Below are 19,807 nucleotides of genomic sequence, written 5' to 3' on the forward strand. Positions count from 1 at the left end.
ATGCAGAGTATTTTATTGAAATACAATTGATTAACACCTTTCTGCATCATTGCATCAAAAAAAAACAGATTTTTAACCCGACTATTTCAAAACGTATGAATTGTGAATTAGCTAAACAAATTAGCCTAACAGACTTACTTAAAAAGTTAGGTTATACCCCAACTAAAACAACGAGAATTGATTGGTGGTATCTCAGTCCTTTTAGAACTGAAAAAACAGCATCATTTAAAGTGAATATTGCTAAAAATGTGTTTTATGACCACGCGGAGGGATTTGGTGGAACAACACTTGATTTCGTGATAAAGTACAATAATTGCGATATTAAATCAGCTTTAGAATTGCTCAAAAACGATTCTTTTTCTTTTCATCAGCCAATTATTGTGAGTTCTAACATTATTCAAGAACCAACATATACAATTCAAGCGATTAAGCCATTAACACATCCAAACTTGGTACAATATATAAGAGAGCGTAATCTTAGCCTTAAAATGGCTCAAACTTATTGTAAGGAAGTACACTATACTCTAAACAACAAATCATATTACGCTGTTGGTTTTCCCAATACCACCATAAATGGTTTCGAGCTAAGAAACGTTTATATAAAAATGTGTCTTGGAAAAAAGGCAGTAACCTACTTTGACAACAAAAGTAAACATATTGTCTTGTTTGAATCTTGGAGTGATTACATCAGCTTTTTAACCCTTTATCCAAATGCAGAAAAGCAATATGATTTTTTGATTCTTAATTCTGTATCAATGCTGAATAATACAATAATTAAAACACCAAATAATTATTTGTACAAATGTACAAATGGGGAATTGTATAAATGTATCAATGTACAAATGGATAAAAGTATCAATAATACTTTGTACAAAGAATTAAAGTATGAACGTATTATTTGTTGTTTCGACAATGATAAAGCTGGAGAAAGTGCATTTCAAAAGGTAGTTCAGACCTATACAAACGTTATTGATGGACGAAAACTGTACGAGAATCACAAAGACTTGAATGATTATTTACTAACTATTAACCGCAATGATTTGACGTGAGAATTATCGAGATGTGTCTTTGTCCTTACAAATTGGAAATTTGACAACCAAAGACCACTCGTTTTTCTCCCGAAGGTCGCAAAATGGGTAAGACGATGAAAAAAACAAAGAAGATAGAATTTAGAGTAACTCTTACAGAGGCTCTAATCATAAAAAACAAAGCAGAAAAAGTAGGTTGTAGCGTTTCAGAATACATCCGAAACACCGCACTCGACTATTCTTTATCTTATAAATTAAATCCTGATGAAGTTGAAGTTTACAAATTACTCAACAAATACGCTGATAATTTTAGGCGAATAAGCAACCTTTTTAAGCTTGGTGATACAACAGGAGTTAAACAGCATACTATTGAAACAGCTAATCTAATTCGGACTCACTTACAAAAACTACTGTAATTATGATAGCTAAAGCAAAATCTTGTATTGGTGGTACAGCACTGTTTAATTACGTGATTGATTCCAAAAAAGGATATGAACTACTGAGAAATAATCTTTCGGGGGAGACTCCGAAAGATATGTTTCAAGCGATGCAGATATTACAAAATCAAAACAGTAGATGTAAAAACAATACAATATCCGCTGTTATATCTCCAACCATTGCAGATAGTCAAAAGATGAATGATAGAGATTTACGAACATTAGCTGTTGAGTTTTTACTTGGTTTAAAAATTGATCCTACCAAAGCTCAATACATTGCTTTTGTTCATACAGAAAAAGAGCACAAGCACATTCATATCATCGCCAATCGCATTGATGAAAACGGAAAAGCTCTAAAGGATAATTACATTGGTTTTGAAGCTCAAAGAGTAGCTCACGAAATAGCACTTAAATTTGGATGGACTTCTATAAGACAAGAAAATGAAAACAAGAAGCAAAGAGTCAACAATATCAATTTAATAGCTAAAAATGCTATTAAAACAGCTCATAAAGAAGTTTTAAGGCAGAAGCCGAAAGATTTACAAGAGTACATTCGCTTAATGCTAGAAAAAGAGATTGAAGTTAAACCAACAATTAATAAAAGGGGAAATATTCAAGGATATCGCTTTATTCATTTACCAACAAGTACAAACCTAAAAGCAAGTGAAGTTGACCGAAATATGAAATTAAATGATTTGTTTAAAAATACACTAAGTGCAGAGCCTAAGGATGAAGTAAATAAACTACTTACTAATCAAGAACTATCCGAACCACAAATACAGAATTGGAAAATAGATGTATCTGTTTTATTTAGTATGCTATCTGCTTTACAGTTTGGCGGTAATAATGAAGATGATGAACAAAAAAAACGCAAACGAAGAACATTAAAAAGATAAATTATGGCAAAGAATCAACCTAAACTTACTGATATTACCGAAATATTACTTCTGCAAATCATACAGTTAGAGCGCACGATAAAGCAAAGTGAAAAAGCGCATTTAGAAACAATCGAAGAATTGAGCAATATCAAAGTAACAGTAAATGTTACTGAACTTCGACAGATAGAAAAAGAACAACGTAAACGTTTACAGAATGACTTTAATGAGTTTCATCGAGAGATAACAAAAAACAATGAAGAGCTTTTAAAGGTTCATAAAGTTGTTAGCTCTAAAAGGTTGTTGTATTTGATTGTATTGAATATTTTTCTACTTTTAACAACAGGGTTTTCTATGTATGTAGCTGTTAAGAATACTATTGATAAATCTCTGTATGAACGTCTAACAAATGAAATTGAAAGAGTAAATCAGTTTTTAAATGAAAATCCAAAGACAGCTAAATCTTTCAAAGAATGGAAAAAAAGAATAAAATGCTAATCAAAGTTATTTCCGTTAAATTTTTAGAGCTGTGAAGACTCAAAATTTTACAGAATAACTTTATGGAATATGTACATACTATTTTAAAAGATTTACTAACTGTTCTTAGCTTTGTGAAGTAGCGGATATTAAAGCGAAAACTTTAAATTAAAAACCAACTTAAACGAAAGCCATTAATTGAATATTTTGTTTAAATATATTCAATTAATGGCTTTGGCGATACTTTTTCTTAAAACTTTAATTTTATGCCTAACCCCGACATTTTACAAAACCGATGTTAGCGGTTTAGGCTTTATTTGCTAATAATTCCTTTTGTTTCTTTTAGTAATTTAAGTACAATATCAATCGGAACTGAATCTTTATTTTCCTCTTTAATTAGATTGGTTTCTGTTAACACATCTGAAGATAAATTACGATTTAAATGATTTTCTAAAAGTCTGTTGATTGCATTATTAACACGTTCCGTAGAATCATTTATATTAAGTGAAAGTGAATTAATAGATAAAAGTAGTCCTTCAATATATTTAATTTCATGTATATGCTTTCCTAAAATAAGCAATTGTCTTTGAGTACGATTCAATTGAACTATAAATCCCCACAATAGACCACCAAATATTGGAATGGGAGTTAGAGCAACTATATAATTTTTCCATTCAGGAAATACATCACTATTATGTAATTTGGTAAAAATATAGATTTCTAGAGAAACAATTATTATGAATATTACAGTAATTAATGATGAATAAATCCAAAACATTCGATTCAGTCTAGTATGCTCATTTTTGATAGGAGATAAGCAAATTGTTAATTCTTCAAATGTAGATTTGATTTTTGAATTCCACTCAATAATAGCATTTTCACTTTTCTTTTTCTCTTCAAGCTCGTGCTGATAAAGTTTAATTTGCTCTTTAGCTTTTAATAAGGACATTTCTTTTTCTTGAATAATTTTCTTATTTTCAGCTATCTCTTCCTGACTTTTTCCCTCAATACTTTTTTGATCTAATAAATATTTTTGTAGTTCTTTTTTTTGATTTTCTAATTCAAGTATCTGTTCAGTATAATATTTTTCTGAATTATAAATGTTTTTGGATTTATGGATGTAACTATTTAGCTGATTTCTAATTCTTTGAATTATCAAATTCAGTGAATTGCTTAGAGTTGTAATTTTATTTTTAACCTCTGGTAATTCCTCAATACCAGATTCTATAGACTCTAGTATGTTTGATAGTCTATGGTACAAATAGCGTAAATCATTGTTTGTTAATTCGGCAATTAAATCAATTACTTCCATCGATCTATTGTCGAGATTATATATTTTTTCTCTTAAATCTCTTAATCCAAAAATAATTTGCTCTGATTCTATATTTTCGAAAATATCGTTAGAATAAATTGAAATAAGGCCATCAATGATTGAAATGCCCTCCTCATATTCCATTAGTCTTTTTTTAGCTTGCCCCATGAATAGGTATTATATTTTAGACACTTAGTTTTTAGCCTGACCGCTAACGTTTCGGGGCTTGGTGTCAGTGGCGGAAATTGAAGCGAAAAGTTTCAATTTAGCGACACTATAAGTAAAAGCCAATTAATTTGATTAGTTTAAGAAAAAAAGTCAATATAATTGGCTTTTTGCGGAATATAAAGTCAAAACCCTAATTTTAGCCTTAACCCGCCATTGCGCCAAACCCATGTTGAACTAAACCTTCGGTAGCTTTTCCGTTAGAAGTCATATATTTAGGATATTAAAAAAATAAAATTATGGTAACTAAAAAAAATCTCCGGAGGAATTAAGAGCGAACAAATATTTGAATCGCGCTTGTAGTGAAATTAATGGTTTCTCTGAACTTCTGCAACGTTTCGAACGAAATATTTCCATTTTAGGTAGAAGTAAACGCACTTTTGATAATTATTCCCGCCATGTGGCTGCAATGGCACTTCATTTTGGCTGTTTACCTACCGAATTAGATCCCGAACAAGTTAAAGACTATCTTTTTGAACTACAACAACGGTCGAATTCTCCTTCTCAATCGTATTTTAAACACACGGTTTACGGACTAAGGTTTCTATTAAAAACCGAAAATCTTCCGTACGATTATCTTCATTTACCTTCCATTCCTAAAGAAAAAAAACTTCCCGTAATTCTTAGTCGAGATGAGATTTGGAAATTGCTTCAACATGCCGATTTACTTAAACATCGCATTTTAATTGGTTTGATTTACAGTTGTGGACTTCGTTGTATGGAAGTGAGAAACATCGAATTAAAGCATTTAGATTTTGATCGGAAACTCCTTCATATCGTTCAAAGTAAAGGGAAGAAGGATCGTTATGTTCCGCTTTCTGATCATATCATTCGAGGGATTAAAAAATATATTTCAGTCGAACATCCCACCACATTTTTATTTACGGGTAATACCAAAGATACCAAAGGATTTGATTCTCGATACAGCCAACGCGGGGTTCAATGGGCGATTCAATCGGTTTGTAAAAAAGCAGGCATTTTAAAAGATGTGCATACACACACGCTGCGCCACAGCTATGCGACCCATTTATTGGAAGATGGTGTAAATATTCTGCAAGTTCAGAAATTGATGGGGCATGAACGCATCGAAACTACGATGGAATATTTACATGTTTGTCAGCTCGAAAACCAAAAAATACACAGTCCAATTGATACCGTTTTTGCGCTATGCAGCCGCAATGGGAAGTAGCTGATGTGCTGAGAAAAGTTGATTTATCCCATCAAAACTTCACGGTTCATCAGGAGAAAACACTCCGAGCACTGACTTTATGCCGAACTGCTGCTTTGGGCGGACATGTAGATGCGTGTGATACCTGTGGAAACATCAACATCAGTTACAACAGTTGTCGCAACAGGCATTGCCCGAAATGCCAAGGTCATAAACGAGAAGAATGGATTCAGGCGCGCGAACATGATTTATTGCCCTGTTCGTATTATCATGTGGTTTTTACTATTCCAGATTCGCTTAATGGTTTGGCGATTCATCAACCACAATTGATTTATAAAATCTTGTTTGATTCGGTTTGGGCAACGCTTTCTCAATTTGGTAAAACCGACGGTTTGCAATTGGGTATGATTGCTATTTTACATACTTGGGGACAAAATTTGAGTTTGCATCCGCATCTACATTGTATTGTTCCAGGTGGAGGAATTGATGCAAATGGTAAGTGGAAACGAAAGATAAAAACCGATAAATACTTGTTTGCAGTAAAAGCCTTGAGTAAGGTTTTTCGTGCCAAATATGTAGCCTTGTTGCGCAAAGAAAAATTGGCAGATGCTCAAGTCTTGCTAAGTTTGTTTGAAAAGGATTGGGTGGTTTATGCCAAGCGCCCCTTTGGTGGTCCCAAACAAGTCATTGAATATTTAGGGAGATATACGCACAAGGTGGCTATTAGCAACCATCGGATTAAAAACGTAACTCATCAAGAGGTTACCATTCATTACAAAGATTATAAAGACCACAGTAAAACCAAGCAATTAACATTAAAAAACGAAGAATTTGCCCGCCGCTTTAGTTTACATATTCTGCCTAAACGCTTTGTTCGAATTAGGCATTACGGTATTTTAAGTAGCAGTTGGAAACGGTGGGTATTTCGGTCAGACCGTGCCACCTATTTCGGTCAAATGGTGCCACTTTGAAAAGTCATACAATAATACAAAAAAAGTTATTTCAAACTCTAAAAGTTTGTCTTCCTCATTGATTTACCATTAAGGTCTATTCTATGTGAAGAGTTTACTATTCTATCAAGAACAGCATCCGCAATAGTGTTTTCGCCAATTAACGGATACCAAGCAGATACAGGTATTTGTGATGATAAAATAATAGAAGCCTGATTATATCTTTGATCAACGATATCAAAGAGTACTTCTCTAATAAGGTTGTCAAAAGGTTGTAGTCCAAAGTCATCTAAAATAAGTAAGTCACATTTAAGTATCTTCTTAATTTCTCTCTGATAAGTTCCATCTATTTTACTTGATTTTAGAAGGTTAAATAAGTTAGCTGTATTAAAGTAAAGTACTCTGTGTTCCATTAAACAAGCTTGATAACCTAAAGCTTGAGCTAGATAACTTTTACCAACCCCACTAGCGCCAGTTAAAATAATGTTCTGCTTTTTTAGCATAAAGTCTAAAGTAGTTAGTCTATTAAAAGCATTTTTGTCAAGGTCTCTATGATGGGTATAGTTGATATCAGCTATACTGGCACTTTGTCTAAAGTTAGCTTGTTTAATTAATCTCTGTACTTTTCTGTTTTGTCTATTTTCATATTCATGATCTGTTAGTAAGGCAATATACTCATCTATAGTAAAGGATGAGATTGTGTTGTCTTTAAGGTGTCTACTGTGTAGTAAAGCCATGTCATTTAATCGCATTGCTTTTAGTTTTTCAATTGTCTGATTGTTATCCATATAATTAATTATTAAAGTTTATTGATAAGAAGAAGCTCCTCTAATATTGATGTGTGAAGGGATGTGGGGTGTATTAGCATTAAGCTGTTGTATCGTTTCTTGATTGAGATCCATCTTGTGATGAAGAATGTTTTTGATGTGAGTATAGGTAGCAATATTTTCTTTTAAGGCTAGTTCACAAGCTTTATCTAATCTTTGTGAGCCATAGCTTTTAGATAACTGTATTAATCCCATAACTCGTTTATATCCTATTTCTGGATATTCAACGTTATCAAGTATTCTCTCTACACATTTAACTACATTATATCCATGTGTTTCTGCTTGCTTTTTAAAGAACTCAGGACTCCAATTGGTATAATATTGATGTGTACTAGATAGATGTTCCTTCTCTGTTGTATAAATCCCTTTAGCAAAACTTCTTTTATGTAATGCTATGCGCAAGTGATTATAATAAACTTCAACTGAAGTATTAGTGTAATGAATGGTAGTTTGGTGACCTATATAGCGATAAGGGACGCTGTAATAGCTCTTATCAGGTGAAAAGTATACATAACCTATCTTCTGTACTTTAGCTCTTGTATAGTCTTTGATTTGATAGTTAGTACAAGGCAAAGGTTTTAGATACTGTCTTTCTACAGATTGGAATAACTCTACACGACTTGCTTCTTTACGTTGAAAAAGAAGTTGATTATAATGAACTAACCTTGCTTGTATTTCTTGGTTTAATTCTTCTAATGAAAAGAAGGTCATCTCTCTAATAGGATAAGAGATTCTTTGATATACTAGATGAACCGCATTCTCCACTAAGGCTTTATCTTGTGGAGAGTAAGCTCTTGTTGGATTTACAATACAACCATAATGTGAGGCGAAGTCTTTAAAACATCTATTTATCTGTGCTTCATATTTACTAGAACGAGACACAGCTGATTTTAAATTGTCAGATACAATAGCTAAAGGGACACCTCCATAGAAGTGTAAAGCATTGGTACAGCACTGAATTAAATCTTCTTTCTTTTGACTAACACATGCTTGAACATAGGTGTATTGACTGTTGGGAAGAATAGCCACAAAGACCTCCACAGGTATTATTTCTCCTGTCTGTTTGTCTATATAAGAAAGCTTTTTACCTGCAAAGTCAATATACATTTCCTTACCAGGTTCATGCTCTAATTTCATGGAACCTTTTACTTGTTTATACTTGCGATTATAGTGTTCCATAAACTGAGTATAACTATAAGGATTGACTACACTATCGGCATATTGGCTATAGTGATACAAGAAGGTAAAACCAGGATGGTTACGAGCTTTATTAACTGTTTCAAAGTACAGCATAAGCTCATTATGACGCTGTGTATCAACAGTGGTAAAGCTAGAGAATAACTCTGATAATTGTAGAGTTTCAAACGATAAGAGCTGCTCGAGTGAATACTCACTGGCAGCAAAGAGTTGCATATAGGTATTGACTGTATTGCGTGAAATACTTAGTGTATTAGCTATCTTTCGATTGCTGTAGCCATCTAAATGCAAGGTAATAATTTGTTTTAAGTCCATTGGATCAAGTTTATTAGCCATATCTTATCATTTTGAAAACAACAAGATAATGGTATTAAACTTTTCAAAGTGGCACGGTTTGAACCGAAATAACTACAAGTGTTATTCTAAGTGGCACAAATCAAACCGAAAACTGGCACTATTCGAAACGGAATCACTGGCACAGTTTGACCGAAATAGGTGGCACAAATACTCCGAAATCACTGGCACAAATCAAACCGTAATATCCAAACGGGGTAAATTGCAACAATTACAAGAAGATTTAAATATCATTCGACCGATAGTTGAACCTAAAACACAACATCGAAAATGTTATTGTTGCAAAGTTGGTAATTTGGTTACGTTACATGTTTTTGGGCAAAGAGGTCCGCCAAAAGCATATCTTATCGAAAACACAATTGCTTCTGTGAATTAGGTTTTACGGGTAAGGGAACTTGTGTTTAATTGTTCCAAAAAACACCAAAAAACAATTGAAACAGCACAACTTTAACCATAAAAAAAGCAGTAATCCTAAAATTACTGCTGGTATATCTTAAAGTCATACTTCGAAAACTCCATAATACGTATTAAGCTTCCTACGGTTCCGTTCAACGGGCTTTCATCTCGTGCCCTCCGGGCAAGACGAAAGCTTAGTTATTAGCAGAAGTGTTTTTTTTCAGTTAGTTTATTTATAATTTTCAGACATTTCTTTGATAGTATTTGTAATATGTTTTCGGAAAGATTTGGGAGAAATTACTGTAACATTTCGTCCGTGAGAAAGAATTTCCTGTGTAAAATCGAAAGTAGGATAAAGCGTAACTTTTATTCTCAATTCTTTTTCAGTATCGGTTATTATTTCTTGTGAATGATGTAGTGGTAAAGATTTTATGTATTTTCCTTGATGTGGAGTGAAAGACAAAATAATTTCTTGCGGAACTTCATTTAATGTTGAAGAAACTCCAAATGAATTTTTGAATGATTCATCCAAAATTTCATCGTTACGTAATTGTCTTGTGTGATGAATTTCAACATTAGAAATACGGTCTAAACCGAAACTTTTAATCTTTGGCTTTTCATTGTTAGATGTGAAATCTTCAAGAGATTTTTTATTTTCGACAGAGAAATCAGTTGCCAAAAGATACCAACGATTTTGAGATTCTTTTAAAGCATAAGGAACTACAGCTCTTTTTTCGGGTTGGTTTTCATAGAATTTTTGGTATTGAAAAGAAACTATTCTATGTCTTTTTATTGCATCAACAAAATCTGTGAAATGATACAAACCTTTGGGTTCTCTTTTTTCAAACAGAATAATTTTAGAATTTCTTTTTGATTTTCGATAAGCTTCGATAAGCAAAACATCTTCTAAAGTACCTTCTGAATCTTCCTCTAATTCATCGTTGTTTAATGCAAAAGTTCCAAAGCCCTTTTTGTATTTGCTTTCTAAACCCAAAATTTCGCCAATCAAATTTCGGTCACGTTTAAAAGTTTTTTCGCTAAATTTAAGCTCAAATCCTTTTTCTTGAAATTTTTCTTCAAGAAAGACTTTGGTTTCTTCATACGTAATTCCGTTTGGTTTACTTTTTAGTAATTCTGCGATATACAATAAACGTTGAATTTGTTCGAGTTTTGCCATTATTTTAAATATTTTTTCCAATTGTATTCTGTCCAGGTTTTTCCGAAAGTTACGGATTGGAATCTTCCGAGAGAAGTCTCCGCAAACAAGGTATGTTGATTTTTTGCAAGCTCTGTAAAATTGCCAATATAGCTGCTTTCTATAACCGACCAAGAAATTCCTGCATTATCCGAAATTTCTAATTTAGATGCATCTTCCCTTGAAATGCGAATGAGTTTCATCCCAATATAGATGATTTCTGCCATTTTACCTGTTTTACTCTTCGATATTAAACTGGTAAAGAACATCCAATTCGTACCAAAAATCATCTGTTGCCAAAATATCTTCAATCCATAAATCATGATCTGCATGAAACAATGCACAATGCATGGTATAACCGAAATGCAAATCCTGCAAAGGTCCTTTTTTACTCCAATTGAATTCGTTCCAATTGGTATTGAAAAAGTCATCATCTGTTTGTATGAAATTGCTGGTTTTATACTCCAAAAAAGGATTTCCCAATTCTACATTTTTGCTTTTGCAAAAATTTTCATCGAAACTAAAAAAAGAATAGTGTTCTTCAATTTCGTAATCGCTGATGATGTTGTCTTCTACCATTTTGTCCAACTTAGGACGCAAATCGAGATACAGCTTTCGGGCACGGATTTCTTCGTTGCGAATTTTGGTGTTGATTTCGGTAAATCTTTGTATTTCTTGTGGAGTTAAAGACATTTTCTATTATTATATTGATTCAATTCCTACTAAGTTCCTTATGAAATTTACTCTTACTTTTTCGGTTTCGTCTTCTACTAAATCATCGGGTGCATAAATGATTTCTTTGGTTACGAAATCATATACAAAGCATTCATCTTTATGATAGTCAAAGCACATTGCTTTTCCATTGTTTACGATTTTTATTTCCGAATAACTTACAGTTGGAACAATGATTTCTCCTTTCAGATTGAGGATTCCAAATTTTAGCAATTTATCATCTTGAAAATCTAATAACTGCTGATTTTCTTTGTCATAATTTTCTATAACTTCATCCGATTTTTCGCCAAAAGATACATAATCATCGTTATATGTGATACTTAAACGATCATATACAAACGGAAGAATTATCTCATTCTTGAAATTGACAAGACCATATTTTAGTTTGTCGTGAGAAACACAGAGATAATCATCCGTGGCAGAATTTATTTCTTTGTACAGAAATGGGAAAACAATTTCATTTTTTGTATTGATGAATCCCATATTACCGTTCTTTCTTGCGATTGTTTCTCCATTTCGAAAATATCCAACAGTTCCTCTGAATGAACCATTAAATAAAAACTCCGCACCAATTGCAGAACCGTAAGTTCTTAGATTTTCATATTCAAAAGGGATAACGATATTGTGATTTTTATCTACATATCCCCATTTGTCATTTTTTTTCACAGCAAGCAATCCTTCGGAAAAAAGCATTGCACAGTGGTAAATTAACGGAATTACAGCTTCTCCATCTCGATTAACCGCACCATAAATTCCATCAACGGAAACAACTGCTAAATCAGTTACTTCATCAAAAAATGTTACTTGTTCCCATTCTGTCGGTAGTTCTCCTGTTGATTCGTAATAACAACGTAAATCATCATCGATGTCTTTGGGTTGGAGGGTTTTCATTTATTTATAATTATTATGATGCATTAATAATCTTATGATAAAGATTCGTGAGATCTGTCGCAATTAATTGATATAGAGCAGAAAGATTATCAAATTCATATTGTGAAAAGAATTTTTGTACCATCCAACTATTTGTTTTGAAAAATAAAGGTTTCGTAATCGTGCTGATATATAAATCCGCATTTTCAATATTTATATAAAATCGATTGGGAGAACCTGATGTTTTTGCATTGAAATCCCTAATACCAAAATATTTATCCTTTACAGAAAATCGAACTAAAATTTTATTTGTACCATTATCTATTATCCAATCATAAACATTTTTATTTTGCACAAAATCAGCTTTTATTCCTTTTTCTTCAATAATTTTTTCAATATTATTAATTGAAAATTGTGAGAAGTTTATTTTTTTAAATTCATAATTAGTAAAGGGTTTCTCTTCAATTAATTCTAAAATATTTGTATTAATAGCTTCAATTTCTTTTTCAGTTATTGCCATTAGTGACGGATGCGGAATTGCTATAACTTTTGTATTATTATAGTCTGCGGAAATCAATAATCTTTGATGATTTCCTGATAGAATTAGTCTTTTATTTTTAAACTCATCAAGTTGGTCAATCCCTTTTGAAGTGCCTAAAACTACAATTAGTTTAGGTTTGATGAGTTGAATCATTTCATAGGTCAGTTTTTTACATTTCTCGAATACATCTTTATGAAATGTTTCTGCTTCATAAAAATCAGCTGTACTCAAATAAAAATAATTAGCTAACACAAATTTGTTTTCATTTAAAGCCTTATCGAACATCGATATTTTTCGAAGTCCCTTGATAAATTTCCATTCATCCGAATTTATTTCAAAAAAAGGATTTCCTCCAAGCAATCTTTCAGGTTTCATTACCTTTATAGACTTACCCTTTTCGTCAAAATAGTCAATAAACTCCCATTTATCTTTTGTAGACTGACTTTCGTAACTACTTCCTCCTCCTGGATTCAATCCCAAAAACAAAATATCTGGATTTTCTATTGCCTTTGATTGAAAGGGATAATAGTCTTTATTCAAGTTTATTGCATCTGGAGTAATTTCTTTAATAACTTTCTCTGCCCAATTTTGTAATTCTTTGTTCATAATTTCAATTTTTTTTAAACCTTCAAATACAATTATTTACTCAACGTATATTGTATCACATCATTAGCTTCCGTATTTACTAAAATCAATTCGTTATCAGAGAGGCTCTTAATCGCATAAATCAGCACGTCATTCTGTGTATTTTTTGCAGTGATTTTTTTGCTGTTTTCATCAACAGAATAGGTGTACGTATCAGTATCTGTCACGCAATTGTTATTAACAACCGATTTGTGATTTTCAAATAATTTTTTGTCCGGTTCAAAAAAAAAATTCCCAAGATTGGGACAAGGTAAAGAAGCGGGAACATTGGCTCCGTTGCTTTCCTTTTTAACTATTGTCCAAGTTCCTATAATTTTTTGACTAATAGGAGTTTGTTCAGTAGTATCTTCATCTCGATCTTCTCCACAAGACAAAAGCATACATACAACGGTTGTTCCTAAAAATAAATTTCTTTTCATTTTTTATTATATTTTTTCAACTTGAAAATGAGAACTATTACATATACCTTCGTTTACAATAATGCTGTATTTTGACTGAAATGCACTTACGATTTCTTTTGGTCTTGGTTCTCCACTTCTGTCTGAAATTACAATTTCCACACTCATTCCTTTCACTACTTTTCCGCTGTCTCTTTTTGCGGTGACTTTCCAAAGTTTTGCCATTTTATTTATTTTTTAATTGTTTAATTCTTTCTTGTAATCTTTCCAAAATCTTTTGGTCAGAATCGTCGTAAATATCTCTTATTTCTTCCGAACCCTCTTTAAATTCATTAATATTGAGATTGAATAAGATTTGTGCAAACCTCTGATTTGGATTCTCTTTACAATAATTTGCAATGATATTTAGTATTTCTTGTTTCGCTTCATTCATTATGATGCAAATGTAAATTTTAAAACAGACAAAATATGTCTGTTTATTATTTGAAATCAAAAAATATTGAAATAAATTAAATTTTGGAGAAATTTCTTTTGGAACGGAATTTTGATAACATTTCTGCTAACGTTTTGGGTATTGCCGAAGGCGGGGAAATCGAAGCCGAAAGTTTCGATTTTGCACCGAGGTGAGCCAAAACGAATTTTTATGAGTTAAATTTACAAAACAAAAACGAATAAAATTCGTTTTTGGCGGAATAGTAGGGCAGAACCTTGAGTTTAGCACTTTAGCCCCGCTTTTGGCAATACCTTGTGTGTGCCCTGCATATGCAGGACACACCCCGAAAGCTTTTCAAATAGTTCAAAAATACAAATTTAGTTTTACGAACCAAGTTTTCGGGGTGTTATTTTTCCAGAGGGTGCAAGTCCCTTACGAGCGGATTGAAAACCCGAATCGTTAGCAAGCTGCAAGGTGGTTTATCGTGAGGTATGCACTGAAGGAAGCAGGACTGCAAAAGTCTGTACCGACGAACAGAAAGTACATAAGAGGCATAGCAATAAGGATGAGTATCCACAGCAATACGAAGTCCAAAACAGTGTTCTGAACATGCTATTAAATCAGATTATTGTTATGTAGATGTACCGGCGATAGACGGAAGGAAAAAGCATTTACCAGGGGAGGTCTTGGCGATTACGAGTTAATCAATCCAAGAAGTCAGCAGAGGTCATAGTACTTGCAGGCAAACGAGGTGCGAATAGATACCGCATAGGTCTCACAAACAAGGAAGGACCGAACGTAAAGAGGTTTTCAATAGGTAACGGAACGCATTGTAGCCCTACTTAACGAAAACAGGTTAAAACGACTAAAATGATAACAAGAGTAGTACATCCGTTTAATCTTCAAAAAGCATTGGAACACGTGATTGCCAATAAAGGCAGTGCGGGTGTTGATGGTGTTTCTGTCCGAGAACTCCGCAAGGTGTTTTCAGAAAAGAAACTACAGCTGATTGAAGCAATCAAGCAAGGCAACTACCAAGTGCAACCCATTTTAGGTATTGAAATTCCGAAAGGAAACGGGAAAACCCGATTATTAGGTGTTCCCACCACTACAGAACGTGTGTTGCAACAAGCCGTAGCACAAACTATTGCACCGCATTTCGAACCCGAATTCAGTAATTACAGCTATGGATTTAGACCCCACAAGAATGCCCGACAAGCCGTTGGACAATCTCGGGAATACATCCATTCAGGATTAAACCACATTGTGGATATTGACCTGAAAAACTTCTTTGATGAAGTTGACCATTGTTTATTACTGAATTTAATCTATCAAAAAGTGAAATGCAAAGCTACGATGCAACTCATACGCAAATGGCTCAGAGCACCGATTAAAATCAACGGAAAACTACATAAACGAAGAAAAGGCGTTCCACAAGGAAGTCCACTAAGTCCGCTATTGTCGAACATTTTACTCCATCAATTGGATAAGGAAATGACTCGAAGAGGACATAAATTTGTACGTTATGCGGATGATTTTAGTATCTATTGCAAAAGCCACAATCAAGCCAAAGCTACAAGAGTAGTAATTGAAAAGTTTTTGAAAACCAAACTCAAATTGACTATAAATGAAGAAAAGAGCGGGATTAGAAAACCAATCAACTTCACAATTTTGGGTTTTGGATTCGTACCTACGTACGAGAAAGGAAGTAAAAATCAATACCAACTCATTGTATCGGAAAAAGCATGGAAGAAACTAAAAGAACGACTTAAAACAATCACCCGAAAAACCACACCAGCCACATTTGAAGAGCGTATTGCCAAGATAAAAGAAGTGCAACGCGGATGGTTGAACTATTTCCAAGGCACGAGTATTTTGGGCAAATTACGAGATTTAGACGGTTGGCTTCGCAACCGACTGCGCTATTGCATTTGGCATCATTGGAAAAAACCTGAAAGGAAAAGGAAAAACCTGATTCGATTAGGTGTAGACCAAGACCATGCCTACGCTTGGAGCAGAACACGGAAAGGCGGTTGGGCAATAGCACAAAGTCCTATTCTAGGCACTACCATTACTTTACAACGCCTGAAGAAAAGAGGATATGTTTCCTTAACTGAATTACATTTACAACTTAACCCATCTCTTTGCGAACCGCCGAGTACGTGACCCGTACGCTCGGTGGTGTGAGAGGCGCACTCCGTCAGTTTCTGGCGGAGCCGTCTACTCGATTGAACTAAACCTCCGGTAGCTTTCGCTGCGATGATTTAGTACCTTAGTATTTATTAACGTTTAAATAATTGATAATATGGTAACTAAAAAAAATCTCCGGAGGAATTAAGAACGAACAAATATTTGAATCGTGCTTGTAATGAAATTACAGGTTTTTCTGAACTTCTGCAACGTTTTGAGCGAAATATTTCTATTTTAGGACGAAGCAAACGCACTTTTGAAAATTATTCGCGCCATGTGGCCGCAATGGCACTTCATTTTGGTGCTTTACCAACCGAATTACATCCAGAACAGGTTAAAGATTATCTGTTTGAACTGCAACAACGTTCCAATTCACCTTCGCAATCGTATTTTAAACACACGGTTTACGGACTTCGATTTCTTTTAAAAACAGAGAATTTACCTTACGATCATCTTCATTTACCATCGATTCCTAAAGAAAAAAAACTACCCGTAATACTAAGTCGAGAAGAAATTTGGAGAATGCTTCAACATGCCGATTTGTTAAAACATCGCTTGCTCATCGGGTTGATTTACGGTTGTGGTCTGCGTTGCATGGAAGTTCGAAATATTGAATTGAAACACTTAGATTTTGATCGAAAATTGCTTCATATCGTTCAAAGCAAAGGTAAAAAAGATCGTTATGTTCCGCTTTCTGATCATCTCATTCGAGGGATAAAAAAGTACATTTCAATTGAACATCCGACTACTTTTTTATTTACTGGCAACACCAAAGATGCCAAAGGATTTGATTCGCGTTATAGTCAACGTGGCGTTCAATGGGCGATTCAGTCGGTTTGTAGAAAAGCTGGAATTTTAAAAGACGTTCACACGCATACCTTGCGTCACAGCTACGCTACACACTTGTTGGAAGATGGCGTGAATATTCTTCAGGTTCAGAAACTGATGGGACACGAACGAGTAGAAACCACAATGGAATACCTGCACGTTTGCCAATTGGAACAACAAAAAGTACACAGCCCATTAGATACCGTTTTTGCCTTATGCAGCCGCAGTGGGAGGTAGCCGATGTGCTTAGAAAGGTCGATTTGTCCAACCAAAACTTTACGGTTCATCAAGAGAAAACCTTACGGGCATTGACTTTATGTAGAACAGCAGCTTTGGGCGGACATGTAGATGCTTGTGATGCTTGTGGAAATATTAGCATCAGTTACAACAGTTGTAGAAACAGGCATTGTCCCAAATGTCAAGGGCACAAACGTGAAGAATGGATACAAGCTCGCGAGCAAGATTTGTTGCCTTGTTCGTATTATCATTTGGTATTTACGTTGCCCGATACGCTCAATGGTTTAGCGATTTCTCATCCGCAAATCATGTATCGCATATTATTTGAAGCAACTTGGGCTACAATGTCTCAATTTGGAAAAACAGAAGGATTGCAATTGGGAATGATCGCCATTTTGCATACTTGGGGACAAAATTTGAGTTTGCATCCGCATTTACATTGCATTGTTCCTGGCGGTGGAATTGATAGAAATGGCAATTGGAAACGCAAGATAAAAACCGATAAATATTTGTTTGCAGTAAAAGCTTTGAGTAAGGTTTTTCGGGCCAAATATGTAGCGTTGTTGCGCAAGGAAAAATTAGCGGATACTCAACTCTTACAAGGTTTGTTTGAAAAGAATTGGGTGGTTTATGCCAAACGACCTTTTGGTGGGCCAAAGCAAGTGATTGAATATTTAGGCAGATATACGCACAAGGTTGCGATAAGCAATCATCGGATAAAGAACGTAACCGATCACGAGGTTACTATTAATTATAAAGATTATAAAGACGGCAGTAAAACCAAGCAACTCACCTTAAAAAACGAAGAATTTGCAAGACGATTTAGCTTACATATTTTACCCAAACGCTTTGTGCGAATCAGACATTACGGAATTCTAAGCAGCAGTTGGAAACGCGGAAAGCTCCAGCAATTACAAAAAGAGTTAAATGTTGTACGCCCAATAATTGAACCCAAAACGCAACATAAAAAATGCTATTGCTGTAAAGTCGGTAATCTGATTACCTTGCATGTTTTTGGGCAAAGAGGACCACCGAAAGCCTATCTTATCGAAAATAAACTTGCGCCTGTGAATTAACTTTTACGGGTAAGGGAACTTGTGCTTTTTTGCATCGAAAAACAGTGTAAAAAAGTAAAAACAAACATAAAAAAAAGCAGTAATCCTAAAATTACTGCTCGTATATCTTAAAGTCATACTTCGACAACTCCATAATACTTTATTAGCTTCCTACGGTTCCGTTCAACGGGCTTTCATCTCGTGCCCTCCGGGCAAGACGAAAGCTTAGTTATTGGCAGTAGTTTATATTTAATTTAGCAGTTGCTTTAATTTTTCAATTTCGTCTTGAATTGGTTTGCGGTCAAACAAACCATTACCAATTTCTATGGCTTTTTCATAAAATGGAAGAATGTACTTAGGAAAACTTCTTTTCTTAAATGGATTTTCTTCATTGTCCATTCTCTGTTGTCTTAGACCACCAAATTTTAATAACAAATTAGTTGCCCTAGCAATTTCTATTGGTTCTTTTCTTTCAGATATAGTTTTCACTAATTCGTAAAACTCTACATCACTTTGATTAATATCTTCTTTATTTTCGTAACGTGTAAGTTGTTCTCTAATTTCAACTGTTTCTACGTTTGGCATATTAAAATTTATATTATGCCCTTCGTACATATCATAGTTTTCGTTATACCAAATTCCCGAATCGTGCCATTTACCATAGAATTGAACAGAATTTTTAATTATAAAACCTTTTAATCCATTATTACCACCTAATATTGTTACTTTACATAGATTAGGAAATGAACCTAAAACTTCTTTATCTACGGTGTAATTAGAAAATGCATTTAGATAAAGTCCCTTAAATGAATTAAAGAAAGCCAAAACATTTTCAATTTTTGGATAAAAGAATTCTTCAACATTGAATGATGAAACTCCCAGATTCTCAATAATTATTGGTTTTGAATCGTGAAGAATGTATTCCTCATCACTCAAAGCATAAGCAGAATGGAAAAACGTATTTCGTATTTCTTTAAAATGGTTCTCTTTAAAAAAATGAATAATATGATGTTTGTTAGAATCGTATAATAGTTCAAAGAGTGCTTCTTGTTTTTCTCCAATTCCTAGTAACCTTTCATACTTATTAGTTTTCCAAAATAAATATGATGAAGGTTTGTATCCTAATCTGATATTACATAAACTTCCAATAATGTTATACAAATCACTATTCTCAAAGAATATAGAATAAATCAAAGAACCCAATCTTGTCTTTTCTTTTCCTGTGTGTCTTTTGTATAAAGTTTGATAAAATTCAATTGCCTCAAACCACTCATATAAATTTGTCATTAATTTATGAGTTCCCATTCCTCGATAGTTTAATAAAGTCAAGACAAAGTCAAACTCGTTTTTTTCTTTTGCTTCTTGGAATAGAGTTTCTAAATCGTTAATGAAATTTTCCATTTGATTGGTTTTTAAAATTACTGCCACATTTTTTTT

General features: G+C 33.6%; 20 protein-coding genes and 2 pseudogenes. 10 read left to right on the forward strand and 12 right to left on the reverse strand.

Features of this window, described 5'->3' with window-relative positions:
* The first annotated feature begins 95 nt into the window (after positions 1-95).
* From E0Z07_RS00195 to E0Z07_RS00210, 4 genes are all read left to right on the forward strand, one after another.
* A complete protein-coding gene (locus E0Z07_RS00195; RefSeq protein WP_131540118.1) occupies positions 96-1,049 on the forward strand; it encodes a toprim domain-containing protein in 954 nt (317 codons plus the stop codon).
* Between the two features lie 95 nt (positions 1,050-1,144).
* Entirely contained in the window at positions 1,145-1,444 is a 300-nt protein-coding gene (locus E0Z07_RS00200) for a plasmid mobilization protein (protein ID WP_131540119.1), read from the forward strand.
* A gap of 2 nt (positions 1,445-1,446) precedes the next feature.
* Positions 1,447-2,361, forward strand: a complete 915-nt coding sequence (locus E0Z07_RS00205) for a relaxase/mobilization nuclease domain-containing protein (RefSeq protein WP_131540120.1) — start codon at positions 1,447-1,449, stop codon at positions 2,359-2,361.
* 3 nt (positions 2,362-2,364) lie between these two features.
* Complete coding sequence (locus tag E0Z07_RS00210) at positions 2,365-2,838, forward strand: hypothetical protein (protein WP_131540121.1); 474 nt, start codon at positions 2,365-2,367, stop codon at positions 2,836-2,838.
* Between the two features lie 292 nt (positions 2,839-3,130).
* On the opposite strand, the gene E0Z07_RS00215 is transcribed toward E0Z07_RS00210, so the two are convergent.
* Positions 3,131-4,297: a hypothetical protein gene (locus tag E0Z07_RS00215; protein WP_131540122.1), complete on the reverse strand. Its 1,167-nt coding sequence runs from the start codon at positions 4,295-4,297 to the stop codon at positions 3,131-3,133.
* Positions 4,298-4,640: 343 nt separating this feature from the next.
* Between E0Z07_RS00215 and E0Z07_RS00220 the strand changes: the two genes are divergently transcribed.
* Positions 4,641-5,543: a tyrosine-type recombinase/integrase gene (locus E0Z07_RS00220; protein WP_073028679.1), complete on the forward strand. Its 903-nt coding sequence runs from the start codon at positions 4,641-4,643 to the stop codon at positions 5,541-5,543.
* Positions 5,522-6,439 (forward strand): annotated as a pseudogene (locus tag E0Z07_RS00225) (IS91 family transposase); the annotation flags it as partial. The gene E0Z07_RS00220 and the pseudogene E0Z07_RS00225, both read left to right, overlap by 22 nt.
* Before the next feature lie 92 nt (positions 6,440-6,531).
* Here E0Z07_RS00225 and istB read toward each other — a convergent pair.
* Both istB and istA read right to left on the reverse strand, forming a co-directional pair.
* Positions 6,532-7,260: an IS21-like element helper ATPase IstB gene (gene istB, locus E0Z07_RS00230; RefSeq protein ID WP_131540124.1), complete on the reverse strand. Its 729-nt coding sequence runs from the start codon at positions 7,258-7,260 to the stop codon at positions 6,532-6,534.
* An 18-nt stretch (positions 7,261-7,278) separates the two neighbouring features.
* A complete protein-coding gene (gene istA / locus E0Z07_RS00235) occupies positions 7,279-8,832 on the reverse strand; it encodes an IS21 family transposase (RefSeq protein ID WP_131540125.1) in 1,554 nt (517 codons plus the stop codon).
* Positions 8,833-9,040: 208 nt separating this feature from the next.
* Here istA and E0Z07_RS18440 point away from each other — a divergent pair.
* A pseudogene (locus E0Z07_RS18440) lies at positions 9,041-9,226 on the forward strand (IS91 family transposase); the annotation flags it as partial.
* 249 nt (positions 9,227-9,475) lie between these two features.
* Here E0Z07_RS18440 and E0Z07_RS00245 read toward each other — a convergent pair.
* The 8 genes from E0Z07_RS00245 to E0Z07_RS00280 are packed head-to-tail and all read right to left on the reverse strand — an operon-like array spanning position 9,476 to position 14,060.
* Entirely contained in the window at positions 9,476-10,423 is a 948-nt protein-coding gene (locus E0Z07_RS00245) for a helix-turn-helix transcriptional regulator (RefSeq protein WP_131540126.1), read from the reverse strand.
* The gene (locus tag E0Z07_RS00250; RefSeq protein ID WP_131540127.1) at positions 10,423-10,668 is read right to left on the reverse strand and encodes a hypothetical protein; all 246 of its coding nucleotides are present in this window, start codon (positions 10,666-10,668) and stop codon (positions 10,423-10,425) included. The genes E0Z07_RS00245 and E0Z07_RS00250 overlap by 1 nt, the downstream gene beginning before the upstream one ends.
* Positions 10,669-10,678: 10 nt before the next feature.
* Positions 10,679-11,134 (reverse strand): hypothetical protein, encoded by a 456-nt coding sequence (locus E0Z07_RS00255; protein ID WP_131540128.1) that lies wholly within the window; start codon positions 11,132-11,134, stop codon positions 10,679-10,681.
* A gap of 9 nt (positions 11,135-11,143) precedes the next feature.
* Positions 11,144-12,064, reverse strand: coding sequence for a WG repeat-containing protein (locus E0Z07_RS00260; RefSeq protein ID WP_131540129.1), 921 nt, complete (start codon positions 12,062-12,064; stop codon positions 11,144-11,146).
* A gap of 13 nt (positions 12,065-12,077) precedes the next feature.
* A complete protein-coding gene (locus E0Z07_RS00265) occupies positions 12,078-13,190 on the reverse strand; it encodes a uracil-DNA glycosylase family protein (RefSeq protein WP_131540130.1) in 1,113 nt (370 codons plus the stop codon).
* A 32-nt stretch (positions 13,191-13,222) separates the two neighbouring features.
* Positions 13,223-13,648, reverse strand: coding sequence for a lipocalin-like domain-containing protein (locus E0Z07_RS00270; RefSeq protein WP_131540131.1), 426 nt, complete (start codon positions 13,646-13,648; stop codon positions 13,223-13,225).
* Between the two features lie 6 nt (positions 13,649-13,654).
* Positions 13,655-13,852, reverse strand: a complete 198-nt coding sequence (locus tag E0Z07_RS00275) for a peptidase (protein WP_131540132.1) — start codon at positions 13,850-13,852, stop codon at positions 13,655-13,657.
* Position 13,853: 1 nt separating this feature from the next.
* Positions 13,854-14,060 (reverse strand): hypothetical protein, encoded by a 207-nt coding sequence (locus tag E0Z07_RS00280; protein ID WP_131540133.1) that lies wholly within the window; start codon positions 14,058-14,060, stop codon positions 13,854-13,856.
* 870 nt (positions 14,061-14,930) lie between these two features.
* Between E0Z07_RS00280 and ltrA the strand changes: the two genes are divergently transcribed.
* The 3 genes from ltrA (at position 14,931) to E0Z07_RS00295 (ending at position 18,391) form a co-directional block, all read left to right on the forward strand.
* Positions 14,931-16,226, forward strand: coding sequence for a group II intron reverse transcriptase/maturase (gene ltrA / locus E0Z07_RS00285; protein WP_131540134.1), 1,296 nt, complete (start codon positions 14,931-14,933; stop codon positions 16,224-16,226).
* A gap of 186 nt (positions 16,227-16,412) precedes the next feature.
* Complete coding sequence (locus E0Z07_RS00290) at positions 16,413-17,315, forward strand: tyrosine-type recombinase/integrase (protein WP_131540135.1); 903 nt, start codon at positions 16,413-16,415, stop codon at positions 17,313-17,315.
* A complete protein-coding gene (locus E0Z07_RS00295) occupies positions 17,294-18,391 on the forward strand; it encodes an IS91 family transposase (RefSeq protein WP_131540136.1) in 1,098 nt (365 codons plus the stop codon). The genes E0Z07_RS00290 and E0Z07_RS00295 overlap by 22 nt, the downstream gene beginning before the upstream one ends.
* A 228-nt stretch (positions 18,392-18,619) precedes the next feature.
* Here the strand turns inward: E0Z07_RS00295 and E0Z07_RS00300 are convergent, their stop codons facing one another.
* Positions 18,620-19,798, reverse strand: a complete 1,179-nt coding sequence (locus E0Z07_RS00300) for a hypothetical protein (protein ID WP_131540137.1) — start codon at positions 19,796-19,798, stop codon at positions 18,620-18,622.
* Between the last annotated feature and the right edge of the window lie 9 nt (positions 19,799-19,807).

It is taken from the genome of Myroides odoratimimus, assembly GCF_004337635.1.
Taxonomy (GTDB): domain Bacteria; phylum Bacteroidota; class Bacteroidia; order Flavobacteriales; family Flavobacteriaceae; genus Flavobacterium; species Flavobacterium odoratimimum.